Below are 12170 nucleotides of genomic sequence, written 5' to 3'. Positions count from 1 at the left end.
ATGGCATATAGTGGATTAACAAAAATCAGGACAAGGCGACAAAGCCGCAGACAGTACAGATAGTACGGAACCGATTCACTTGGTACTTCAGCACCTTAGAGAATCGTTCTCTTTGAGCTAAGGCGAGGCAACGCCGTACTGGTTTTTGTTAATCCACTATACAAAGCAATTTATCGGAAATGATGAAAAAGTGGGCTTGAGGGGGTCGGTCTGTCTGCAAAATGCCGTCTGAAGGCTGTTGGTGCTTTCAGACGGCATTGTTGTTATTTGATTTTGAAGTGCAGCCAGGCGACGTGCCCCTGTTTGAGATAACGGAAGGTTTCATTGAGGTTGCCGACGGGCGGCGGATGGTCGCCGACGATGATGACTTCCACGCCTTTCATTTCGGGGCGTCGGATCAAATCCGCCAGTTGGTCGAAAAATTGGGTGTGCAGGCTGAAATTGCGGCAGAGGTCGGTTTCGGCGGGCAGGCCGTATTCGGTGCATTTGAGCCTGTGGTTGAAAATGTCGGACTCGGGATAGTCGGCGTGGCTGGTCAGCGTCATCCAGTAAAACAGTCCTTTGCCGTGTTTTTTGAAAAATGCCGACACTTCTCCAAACAGCTCGCTGTCGCACACGCCGCCGAAAATGGCGCAGGTTTTTTTACCGATCAGGTTTTCGGCGGTTTTGATTTCTTGAAAGCCCGCCCTCGGATACCAGCTGAAGCGGTCGTAAAGCGAACTGCCCGCGCCGTGCATCGCAAAGGTGGCGTAACCTTCTTGTTTCAAACGGTTGGGGAGGCAGCGGGCAAATTTTTCGTCGGGCGCGCGGCGCAGTGCGAACCCGCGCAAACCGCCGTAGGCGCACAGTTCGCGCATTTCGCCTTCGACTGTCGCACCGATAAAGGGAAAACTGCCGCTTTCCCAAACCGAAAAATGGTCTTTTTGCGCCAGCAGTTTGGCAAAGGCGGCGTTTTGAAGCTCGGGATTGGCCGGAGATCCCCAAGATTCGGCGACGATAAAGAGGATTTTTTGAGATTTCGGCTCACTCAGCCGAGTGGCGGCACGCTGCTGCCTGCCCAGGGGGAGGAAGACGGGGTCGATCAGACCGGCGGTAATAAAGTCGGCATTTTGGCTGACGGTGTAGAGCATCGCCTGACTTTTGGCGTAATAGAAGTTGTTTGCGCCGAAGATATTGGCCATCCTCCCCCTGTCGTAGTAGCTCAAATGGCCGGTGAAATAGCCGGCTGCCGCCACAACGGCGGCGCAGGCGGCAATGTGCCGGAAGTCGGTTTTGGCGGCGGCCTTCTGCAACACAAACGGCATCGCCAGCATATACAGCAGCAACAGCCCGGTCATTATCTGATAAAGGGCGGGGGCGGTCAGGATGAAGGGAACGAGGTTGATGGCGCCGATGAGGTCCATAAAAGGGAAGAGCTGGATGACCATCATCAGCCCGTCAAACAAAACCGCCAGCCAAAATGCCAATACGCCGGCAATTTTGACGAAACGCCAAGGCAGGGCGATCAGCAGCGCGGCGGGCAGGTAGTCCAAATTGACAATCGGGCGGGCGGTGGCGGTCAGCAGTGCCAAAACCCAAAACACCGCATTGGGGGCCAGCAGTATCAGCAGGGACAGCAGCAGCCGTTTCGGCAGGAATGGCGGCAGCGTCCATTGTTTGGAGAGCAGGGCGTGAATATTCATCGTATTTCCTTTCGGTTGAAACCCCGCCACTTGGACATCCGTCCTTCGGGGCGGTAGGATCAGACTTTATTTGGGAGGGCGTAACCCCTTCCGAATCAGGGCAACACATAGGGCGGTGCTTTATGTGCCGCCCTGTGTGTTGAAACATCTGCATTTCTTTCTGAAACAGCGGTATTTAAAACAGAAAACCGGATGGCGGGCCGATGCCGTCCGGGCGCAAAAGCGCGGCACGGTGCGGCAGGGGCGCGCGCGCGTGTCGGGGAAAGGAAAACAGGGAAAGGAGGCGGGCTGAAACCCTGCCTGAAGAAAAGGCGGGTTTGAGGGGCGGAAAAAGGGGGATGTGCCGCGCGGAAAGTGTGTGCGCCGGCAGGAAGGGGGTTATAATTTTTGCTTGCTTGCTTGCTTGCTTGCTTGCTTGCTTGCTTGCTTGCTTGCTTGCTTGCTTGCTTGCTTGCTTGCTTGCTTGATTGGCGTTTGTTTGTTTCGCATTTTGGGAAAGGCGGCGGATACGGTGTATCGCGCCGCTTTTTTCAGATTAGGATGAGGATGGCGGGCGGGCTTTCGCACCTGTCCGCCGGCTGGTTGCGGGGTTGTTGTCCGCAATCGGGCGGTACGGTGTTTACATTACGTCCAACACATCAATGCCCAGCAAATCCAAGCCTTGTTTGAGCGTGTCGCCGGTGAGTTTCGCCAGTTGCAGGCGGCTGTTGCGGGTTGCGCCTTCGGCTTTCAGAATCGGGCAGGCTTCGTAGAAGCGGCTGAACAGGGTGGCGGTTTGGTAGAGGTAGGCGGCGAGGTAGTGCGGATACGCCGTGTCCGCCACGCTTTGCAGCACGTCTTCAAATTTCAACAGCTCGGCGGCAAGCTGTTTTTCCAAAGGTTCGGTCAAAACGGTTGGCGCGGTCGCGTCCCATTCGCCGGCTTTGCGGAACACGCTTTGCACGCGGGTGTAGGCGTATTGCAGATAGGGGGCGGTGTTGCCTTCAAACGAAAGCATAGCGTCCCAGTCGAACACATAATCGCTGGTGCGGTTTTTGCTCAAATCGGCGTATTTGACCGCGCCGATGCCGACGGTTTTGCCGATTTTCGCCGCTTCATCCGCACCCAATTCGGGGTTTTTCTCTTTTACCAAAGCAGTGGCGCGTTCGACGGCTTCGGTCAGCAGGTCGACCAGTTTTACGGTGTCGCCGCTGCGTGTTTTGAACGGTTTGCCGTCTTTGCCCATCATCGTGCCGAAGCCGACAAATGCCGCGCCGACGTTTTCCGGCAGGTAGCCGGCTTTGCGGGAAGTGGTAAAGAGTTGCTCAAAGTGCAGGGCTTGGCGGTGGTCGACGACATACAGCAGGCGGTCGGCTTTCAGACGGCCTATGCGGTAGCGCAGGCAAGCCAAGTCGGTGGAAGCATAAAGGAAGCCGCCGCCTTGTTTTTGTACGATAAATGCGGCGGGTTCGCCTTCTTTGTTTTTGAACTCGTCCAAGAACACGACTTTCGCGCCGTCGTCTTCGACCGCCAGACCTTTTTGAACCAAATCATCGACCACGGGCTGCAAATCGTCGTTGTACTTCGATTCGCCTGCCACGTCTTCAGGACGCAGCTTCAGACCCAGCGTGTCGTAAACGGCTTGGGCGTGCGAGAGCGAAATATCGACAAACTGTTTCCACAATGCCAAAACGGTTTCATCGCCGCCTTGCAGCTTCACAACGTATTCGCGCGCGGTGTCGGCAAAGGCGGGGTCTTCGTCAAAGCGCACTTTGGCGGCGCGGTAAAACTGCTCCAAATCCGCCAGCTCGAATGCGGCGTTGTCTTTTTGCTGTTCGACCAAATAAGCGACCAACATGCCGAACTGCGTCCCCCAGTCGCCGACGTGGTTTTGGCGGATAACGGTGTTGCCCATAAATTCCAATACGCGCGAAATACTGTCGCCGATAATGCTGGAACGCAGGTGGCCGACGTGCATTTCTTTTGCCAGATTGGGCGAGGAATAGTCGATGACGACGGTTTGCGGCTTGTCGGTTTTTGCCATGCCGAAACGCGCGTCGTTCAAGGCCGTCTGAATGTTTTGGGCGAGGAATTCGGGGCGCAGGCGCAGGTTGATAAAGCCCGGACCGGCGACTTCCGCGCTTTCGACGACGGCGTTGTCCGCCAATGCTTCGGCCACTTTTTGCGCCAATTCGCGCGGATTTTGTTTGGCTTTTTTCGCCGCACCCATCACGCCGTTGATTTGGAAATCGCCGTGTTCGGCGTTTTTGGTCGGCTGCAAAACAACAGGGCTGCCGGCGATGCCTGCGGCGGCAAAGGCGGCGGCGGCTTCGTGTTCGACGGTTTGGTGTAGGTTCATGAAGTTCGGTCTTTCGGTTAAATTCAAATCAGGCGGTATTTTAAAAGAATTTGTACGGCAGCAATAGAAATTGTGGGATTGTTGCCGGGGACTAGGATGTTTGTACGGCGGGAACGCCGAATACCTGCCTCAGGTAGGCAAGGAAGGTATTGTTGTTGGTCATGGTTTTTCCAGGAGAATCGGAGAGCTTGGCGACGGACTGACCGTTGCATTCGACCAGTTTCAACACGATATTCAAAGGCGTATGTCCCATATCGTTGGTCAGGTTGGTGCCTATGCCGAAACTGGTTTTGAAGCGGTCTTTGAAATATTGGTGCAAAGCCCAAGATCGGTCGATATCCAGTCCGTCGGAGAAGGTCAGCATTTTGGTTCGGCTGTCGATTTTGAGTTTTTTATAGTGCGTGTAGGCTTTGTCCCCCCATTCGTAGGGGTCTCCGCTATCATGCCGCAAACCGTCGAAGAGCTTGGCGAAATAAAGGTCGAAATCGCGCAGGAAGGCATCCATGCCGACCACGTCGGTCAATGCGATACCGAGGTCGCCGCGGTATTCGTGTACCCAGCTTTCGAGCGCGGCTTTTTGGAAATTCCGCAATTGTACGTCGAGGGCCTGGAATGCCTGCAGGAACTCGTGCGCCATGGTGCCGATGGGGGTAATGCCGAGTTTTTTGGCGAGATAAACGTTGCTGGTCCCACGTACGATGCCGGGGGCGGCTTCGAGCAGGGTGCGGATGACGTGTTCCTGCCATGGGAGATTGTAGCGGCGGCGTGTGCCGAAGTCGGAAATCAGGAAGGGCGGATCGTCCGGATTCTGTGTGGCGGCGATTTCTTTCAGACGCGCGGCTTTGGCTTGAAGCCGGCGTTCACCTTCTTCTATGACCGCAGGGGTTTCCAGGCGGCGGAAGTAAAGTTCGTTGACAATGGCAAGGATGAAGATTTCAAAGAACATCGCTTGAATCATGGGGCCTTCGATACGGATGTTCAGACGGCCTTCTGCATCGGTGCCGACTTCGACAAAGCGGCGTTGGAGCTGGAAGAGTTCGAGATAGTCGACGAAATCGCTTTTAATGAAACGCAGGCTGCGGAGGTAGCCGAGTTCGTCATGGGTAAAGCGCAGTTGGCAGAGTGAGTCAAGTTCCTTTTCCAAGTCTTCCTTGATATCGGCAAGCGGATAGGGAGTTGAGGCATTGCGGCATCGGAATTCGTAAAGGCTGTGTGTCTGCGGAAACTGGTGCAGAACCACTTGCAGCATAGTGAATTTGTAGAGGTCGGTGTCAAGAAGTGAATGTATGATGCCTGTCATGCGGCGGTTCTCCCAGTTTCTGGTGGCGGCTTAGGACGTATTAGAACACATCACATTTGCCCTGTGTACCGAAAATGCCGTCTGAAGGTCTTTCAGACGGCATGGTTTCAGGATTTTTTCCTTACGGCCGCATTGAGCAGGCAGCCTAAGGCAAAACAGGTTAAAGAGGGAATAATCCAACCCAGTCCTATGCTGTATAGGGGAAGGGCTTTGTCGATGGCTTTTGCTGCCGTTTCGCTGAAACCGAAGGCGGTTTTGTAGGCATCGAGCAGGCCGACCGCCAGTGCGGGCATCATGGTGCAGAAATAGACGATGCGGCTACCGCCGAACAGCCTGTCGGTCAGGGTCAGCAGGATGAGTACGATGGTCAGCGGATAAAGCAGCATGAGCATGGGGACGGAAATCTGCAGGATGGCTGACAGCCCCTTGTTTGCCAAGACGATGGAAACCAGCGTATTGATGATGACGAAGGTTTTATAGGAAATGCCTGGACAGAGGCGGTTGAAGTATTCGGCACACGAAGTAACCAGACCGACCGCCGTGGTCAGGCAGGCTAGCAGTACGATGATGCCCAGCAGCAGGTTGCCGCCCAGTCCGAAATAGTATTGTGCCGATTTCGACAATACCAGCGCACCGTTTTTCTGCAAACCGATTCCCGCCACACTGGTCGCCCCCATATAGCCTATCAGCAGGTAAACCGCAGCAAGGCAGCCTGCAGCCATCAGGCCTGATGTGGCGGTGGTTTTTAGCAGGTCCGAACGGTTGTCGACACCCATGGCACGGACGGCGTCGATAACGATAATGGCAAAGACGAGTGAGGCGAGGGCGTCCATCGTGCCGTAGCCTTCCAAAATGCCTTTAATCATCGGGCGGAGGGCAAAATCGCCTTGTGCGGCGAGCGGTGCTCCGATGGGGTTGAGTGCGGCATAACCGACCAGTACGGCGATGGTCAGCAGGAGTGCGGGCGTCAGGATTTTTCCGATGCGGTCAACCAATTTGCTCGGAGACATCGAAAGCCAGTAGGCCAGGCCGAAAAAAAGCAGGCTGAATACTGCCTGAGCCATATTCGGGGAAAGATTGCCGATCAGCGGTAAAACGCCGATTTCAAAGGAAACCGTCGCCGTCCGGGGCAGGGCGAACAGCGGGCCGATGGCAAGGTAGAGGGAGGCGGCAAACGCTATGCCGTACCAGGGGGCGACACGCGAGGCGAGTGCTTCGACATCACGGGAACCCGAGTAGCCGATGGCGATTACGCCCAATAGCGGTAGGCCTGCTCCGGTCAATAGGAAGCCGAGCATGGAAATCAGCCAGTTTTCTCCTGCCTGTTGGCCGAGATAGGCGGGATAGATGAGGTTGCCTGCGCCGAAAAACAGGGCAAACAGCATCAGTCCGACCGCCCATAATGAGGCTTGGTTTTGTTTGCTTGTCATCATGTTCCTTTTTAAATAGGTCAATCCGGTGTTTCTGTCCCGGTCATGCCGTCTGAAGGCGTTTCTTGATGATTGAGGCTGATTCGGATTTCTCCGAAACCGACTTCCTGCACGATTCTGACCAAGCCTTCCTTTGCAAGCTCTAGCAGCGCGATGAAGTTGACGACCACGTAAGCCGCACCCTGTTCGGGATTGAACAGGTCGTGAAACCTGCATATTCCGTGTCCGTTCAAACGGCGCAGGATTGCCGCCATTTGCGCGCGCACGGAAAGGGTTTCTTGGATTACTTCGTGGCTGCGCGTGTGTTTTGCCCGAGAAAGAATGCCCAACCATGCCCGCGTCAAATCGGCGATGTAAACCTCGGGCAGCTTCGTCTCGACGGCAATTTCCAGCGGTAGGTAAGCCCACGCGAAATCCCGTCCAGCTCGGGGCAGCGCGTCCAAACCCTGCGCCGCCAGCTTCATTTGCTCGTAGGCAAGCAGACGGCGCACCAGTTCGGCACGCGGGTCGGCTTCTTCGTCTTCGACGGCTTCGGTACGCGGCAGCAGCAGGCGCGATTTGATTTCAATCAGCATTGCCGCCATCAAAAGATATTCTGCCGCCAAATCAAACTGGTAGGCTTCCATTTGGGCGATGTAGTGCAGATACTGCCCGGTAATTTCCACCATCGGAATATCGAGAACATCGATATTCTGTTTGCGGATAAGGTAGAGCAGCAGATCCAAAGGGCCTTGAAAACTGCCCAATACGACTTTCAGCGCGTCGGGCGGGATAAACAAATCCTGCGGCAAATCGGTAACGGGTTGGCCGAATACCCATGCGACGGTGTGCTCGGATGGTGCAGATGGGGCAGGGATGGGCGGCATGGCGTGAATCGGTAAGTGGATTTTAATATAAGTTTACAAAAGAAAACAATCTGCCGGCATTCACGCATAATGTGGTCGGGCAGATGTTCAGACGGCATTATAACGGCTTTTAAATGCAAATGTTTTGAAAAGGAGCAGGTTGTGAATACGGTCTTGCTAAAACCTCTTAATTAATATAAATGTCTGAATTTTAAGTTTCTTGAGACAATATAATCAGTACTGGCTCTATCTATATAACCAGTAGCTTCTTTTACTTCAATATTATCTACATTACCGTATATTACAGGTAGCGACCCATAAATGATAAATTTATTCCCCAAAATTTTTTTACTAATTGATATATCATCTTCCATAAGTAATTCAGCGTAATTTTTAGCTCTTACTTGAAATCTAAACAATATTTTTCCTGCGTAAATTCTCGCATATGTGGGAGAGTTTATACCATAATCTTTGTATAGATGAACAATAGAAATACATTGTTCATCTATGCAATAATAAGCTACTTTTTGTTGGTCAAGATAACGGCAATATATGTAATACATACTGCAAAGTATTACCACTAATAATGTAAAACTTGTTCTTAGGATACATATTTTGCGATAACGTATCTTATGGTATATACCATATACTACAAAAAATATCGGAATAAGCATTAGTAATAAAAATGAAAAAATAACTAAATTATTAACGAATTCCATTAAATAGCTCTCCGATACTTGGTATCTTATTAGGAATCATATATTTTATGTTATTTTTTATCCGTATCCTTTTTTGTCCTAAATCATAACCATAGTTTGTTCAAATGCCGTCTGAATCCTGTTTCAGACGGCATTGCTTATTTTTTGCCCGCGATGTGTTCCACCGCCGCCTGTGCGCAATACAGTCCGAACGAAGCGGTAACGAGCATACTTGCACCATAGCCGGCGCATGACAAGCCCTGCGGTGCGGCATCGGCAGAACACGCCGCGCCCGATTGCGGCGGTGTGATGTTTTCGGTTGAGAACACGCACGGCACACGCATTTTTTCCTTAGTATCGCGGCTGAAGCCGTAGCGTTTCCGCAAGGTGTAGCGCAGGTTGGCAAGCAGCGGGTCGTGGGTTACGCGGCTCAAATCGGCGGTTTGGATCAACGCCGGATTTTTTTGTCCGCCTGCGCCGCCGCTGATGATAAAAGGTTGACGGTTTTTCACAAAATAAGCCGCCATTGCCGCTTTGACGCGCATTTGGTCGATCGCGTCGATGACGAAATCAAAACCTTTTCCGAAGTATTCCGGCAAATTGTCTTCGGTAACGAAATCTTCAATTTCAAATACTTCGCATTGCGGATTGATTTGTGTAATACGTTCGCGCAAGGCGGTAACTTTTGCTTTGCCGAAGTCGCCGGTCAGGGCGTGCAGCTGGCGGTTGACATTCGATTCGGCAACGTTGTCCAAATCAATCAAAGTCAAACGTCCGATGCCCGTCCGCGCCAAAGCCTCGACCGCCCACGAGCCGACACCGCCCACGCCGACTACGCAGACGTGTGCCTGTGAAAAGTGCGCCAAGGCAGAGTCTCCGTAGAGTCTGGCGATGCCGCCGAAGCGTCGCGAAGAGGTCAAAGCGTTGTCGGACATGGTCGAATCCTGCAAGATTGCGTCAAATCAAAAAGTGAACGAAAGCCGGCAAAAAATGCCTGACTGCACGGAAGCGGCATATTATACTGGAAAGCGGTCAGGCTGTTCGGCTGTTGTATAAAGCCCGACGGCGGGTCTATAATGAAACGGCGCAAGCTGTCCCTGCGCCCATCCGACAAGACGGCACCGCGAGGCGGTGCAAAAGGAGAATACGATATGTACAAACATCTGGTCGTTGCCGTTGACGGCAGTGAAACTTCCATCAATGCCCTGAAACATGCCGCCGAACTTGCAGGAGTCAACAGCGCGCGCTTGACTTTGGTGCACGTTGCCAATCCTGCCGAATATATGGCACTTGCCCCTGAATTTTTGCAACACGAGAGTTACGAGGCAGCCGCCATTGCACAAGGCAACGAGGTTTTGGATGCCGCCGAGCGCACCGCCCGGGAACTGGGTGTGGAAAATACCGTTAAACACCTGCTGGTTGCCAATAAGGGTGCGCGCGAAATGGCGCAGGACTTGGTCGATTATGCCGATGAAAACGGTGCCGACCTGCTGGTGTTGGGCACGCACGGACGTACTGGGCTGATGCACCTTTTGATGGGCAGTTTCGCCGAAACGGTAATGCGCCAAAGCCACCTGCCGCTTTTGATTATCCGCAGCAAAGCCGAAGAGGCGTAGAAATTTTCAGTTTGAAGGCCTTAAATGTGATTTTTCATATTTAAGGCTTTTTAATTTATCTGTTTTTAACGGGAGGGCAGTATGCCTGATTACATCCGCACCTCACGCGCTGCCGACAGCCTGCGCGATATCAAAATCACCCCTCATTTCCTGCCGCATACGGACGGTTCGTGTCTTATTGAATGCGGTAATACCAAAGTGATTTGTACCGCTTCCATAGATGAAAACGTCCCGCCGTTTTTGCGCGGTAAAAACCAAGGCTGGGTAACGGCAGAATACGGGATGCTGCCTGCGTCCACCGCTTCCCGGATGCGCCGAGAAGCTTCGGCGGGCAAACAGTCCGGGCGCACGCAGGAAATCCAACGTTTGATCGGGCGTTCGTTGCGCGCGGTCGTGGATATGGAAAAACTCGGCGAACGACAAATTTTGATTGATTGCGATGTGATTCAGGCGGACGGAGGCACGCGCACGACTTCGATTACCGGTGCGTTCGTCGCGTTGCAAATCGCCGTCGGAAAATTGCTTTCAGACGGCATATTGACCGAAAATCCCATCCGCGAAGCCGTTGCCGCCGTATCCGCAGGCGTAGTGAACGGCGTGCCGCTTTTGGATTTGGATTATCCCGAAGACTCCGGTTGCGACAGTGATGTGAATATCGTGATGACCGCATCGGGAAAAATCATCGAAATACAGGGAACGGCGGAAGGCGCGCCATTCAGTTTGGAAGAATTGGGCAAACTGATCGGACTGGCCGAACAAGGCATAAGAGAGCTGGTGCGATATCAGCAAAATGCATTGTCCGTTGCTTAATTATTGTCCGTATGCCGTCTGAAAACCGTTCAGACGGCATTTTGTCAAAAATCTGAAAGAACAGGTTTTTTGCTGACCGCTGTCAAACGGCAGGCGGGAAAGCGCAGTCCGTTCTTGAACTTCATGTAAAAAATAGTAATAATAGCCGCTTTTCCAGCAAACTATGCTGCCCGACCAATCCCACACAAGAAAGCACGAAATATGGCGTTAATCGTACACAAATACGGCGGCACATCCGTAGGCTCGCCCGAACGCATTAAAAACGTGGCTAAACGTGTCGCTAAAGCCCGCGCCGAAGGACACGACGTCGTCGTCGTCGTATCCGCCATGAGCGGCGAAACCAACCGCCTAGTTGCGTTGGCGCACGAAATGCAGGAGCATCCCGATCCGCGCGAGCTGGACGTCGTCTTAGCTACCGGCGAACAAGTAACCATCGGCCTTTTGGCAATGGCGTTGAAAGACATCGGCGTGGATGCCAAAAGCTACACGGGCTGGCAGGTTGCCCTCAAAACCGATACCGCCCACACTAAAGCCCGCATCGAAAGCATTGATGACGAAAAAATGCGCGCCGACCTCGCCGATGGTAAAGTCGTCATCGTCGCCGGCTTCCAAGGCATCAGCAGCGAAGGCGATATTTCCACGCTCGGACGCGGCGGTTCCGACACTTCCGCCGTTGCGCTCGCCGCAGCCCTCAAAGCAGACGAATGCCAAATCTATACCGATGTAGACGGCGTTTACACCACCGACCCCCGCGTTGTACCCGAAGCGCGCCGCATGGATACGGTAACGTTTGAAGAAATGATCGAACTGGCCAGCCTCGGTTCGAAAGTTTTGCAAATCCGTTCAGTAGAATTTGCCGGAAAATACAAAGTGCGCCTGCGCGTACTGAGCAGCCTGCAAGACGGCGGCAACGGCACCTTAATTACCTTTGAAGAGGACGACAACATGGAAAGAGCTGCCGTAACCGGTATCGCATTCGACAAAAACCAAGCCCGCATCAACGTGCGCGGTGTGCCCGATAAGCCCGGCGTTGCCTATCAGATTTTGGGCGCGGTCGCCGATGCCAACATCGAAGTCGATATGATTATCCAAAATGTCGGCAGCGAAGGCACAACCGATTTTTCTTTCACCGTACCGCGCGGCGATTACAAACAGACTTTGGAAATCCTGTCGGAACGTCAAGACAGTATCGGCGCGGCCTCTATCGACGGCGACGACACCGTGTGCAAAGTCTCCGCAGTCGGTTTGGGTATGCGTTCGCACGTCGGCGTAGCCGCCAAAATCTTCCGCACGCTCGCCGAAGAGGGCATCAACATCCAAATGATTTCAACCTCCGAAATCAAAGTTTCCGTATTGATTGATGAAAAATATATGGAACTGGCAACCAGGGTATTGCATAAAGCCTTTGATTTGGGCTGATTGCCTGAATCGGTGTCTAATGAGAAACGGCA

The 12170-nt window shown here is 53.0% G+C and carries 11 protein-coding genes; 3 read left to right on the top strand and 8 right to left on the bottom strand.

The annotated features are described in order from the left end of the window. Positions 1 to 263: 263 nt before the first annotated feature. The 8 genes from ACNAU7_RS04060 to ACNAU7_RS04025 all read right to left on the bottom strand — a co-directional run bounded on the left by ACNAU7_RS04060 (position 264) and on the right by ACNAU7_RS04025 (position 9228). A complete protein-coding gene (locus ACNAU7_RS04060) occupies positions 264 to 1682 on the bottom strand; it encodes a sulfatase-like hydrolase/transferase (protein ID WP_416300899.1) in 1419 nt (472 codons plus the stop codon). 378 nt (positions 1683 to 2060) lie between these two features. After that, a complete protein-coding gene (locus ACNAU7_RS04055; protein WP_416300897.1) occupies positions 2061 to 2249 on the bottom strand; it encodes a hypothetical protein in 189 nt (62 codons plus the stop codon). Positions 2250 to 2301: 52 nt separating this feature from the next. Further along, on the bottom strand, positions 2302 to 4020 hold the full coding sequence (gene argS / locus ACNAU7_RS04050; RefSeq protein ID WP_416300895.1) for an arginine--tRNA ligase: 1719 nt from the start codon (positions 4018 to 4020) through the stop codon (positions 2302 to 2304). A 91-nt stretch (positions 4021 to 4111) separates the two neighbouring features. After that, positions 4112 to 5320 carry a nicotinate phosphoribosyltransferase gene (pncB, locus tag ACNAU7_RS04045; RefSeq protein ID WP_107996607.1) on the bottom strand — a complete coding sequence of 403 codons (1209 nt, stop codon included), beginning with the start codon at positions 5318 to 5320 and terminating at the stop codon, positions 4112 to 4114. A 107-nt stretch (positions 5321 to 5427) separates the two neighbouring features. Continuing rightward, entirely contained in the window at positions 5428 to 6753 is a 1326-nt protein-coding gene (gene brnQ / locus ACNAU7_RS04040; RefSeq protein WP_416300893.1) for a branched-chain amino acid transport system II carrier protein, read from the bottom strand. A gap of 17 nt (positions 6754 to 6770) precedes the next feature. Then, entirely contained in the window at positions 6771 to 7616 is an 846-nt protein-coding gene (locus ACNAU7_RS04035) for a segregation and condensation protein A (protein WP_003751296.1), read from the bottom strand. Positions 7617 to 7786: 170 nt separating this feature from the next. After that, positions 7787 to 8314, bottom strand: coding sequence for a hypothetical protein (locus tag ACNAU7_RS04030; protein WP_025457031.1), 528 nt, complete (start codon positions 8312 to 8314; stop codon positions 7787 to 7789). 137 nt (positions 8315 to 8451) lie between these two features. Then, complete coding sequence (locus ACNAU7_RS04025; RefSeq protein WP_416300890.1) at positions 8452 to 9228, bottom strand: ThiF family adenylyltransferase; 777 nt, start codon at positions 9226 to 9228, stop codon at positions 8452 to 8454. Positions 9229 to 9444: 216 nt separating this feature from the next. Here ACNAU7_RS04025 and ACNAU7_RS04020 point away from each other — a divergent pair, with 216 nt between their 5' ends. The 3 genes from ACNAU7_RS04020 (at position 9445) to ACNAU7_RS04010 (ending at position 12138) form a co-directional block, all read left to right on the top strand. Next, positions 9445 to 9909, top strand: a complete 465-nt coding sequence (locus tag ACNAU7_RS04020; RefSeq protein WP_025457029.1) for a universal stress protein — start codon at positions 9445 to 9447, stop codon at positions 9907 to 9909. 81 nt (positions 9910 to 9990) lie between these two features. Continuing rightward, positions 9991 to 10719 (top strand): ribonuclease PH, encoded by a 729-nt coding sequence (rph, locus tag ACNAU7_RS04015; RefSeq protein WP_416300888.1) that lies wholly within the window; start codon positions 9991 to 9993, stop codon positions 10717 to 10719. A gap of 201 nt (positions 10720 to 10920) precedes the next feature. Beyond that, entirely contained in the window at positions 10921 to 12138 is a 1218-nt protein-coding gene (locus tag ACNAU7_RS04010) for an aspartate kinase (RefSeq protein WP_416300886.1), read from the top strand. The last annotated feature ends 32 nt before the right edge of the window (positions 12139 to 12170 follow it).

Origin of the sequence: Neisseria sp. LACPHL-SPEC-2024-00856 (assembly GCF_047915665.1) — a bacterium.
In the GTDB taxonomy this organism is placed as follows: domain Bacteria; phylum Pseudomonadota; class Gammaproteobacteria; order Burkholderiales; family Neisseriaceae; genus Neisseria; species Neisseria polysaccharea.
Note: the sequence above shows the minus strand (reverse complement) of the source record. Positions and strands in the feature narration are given on the sequence as shown.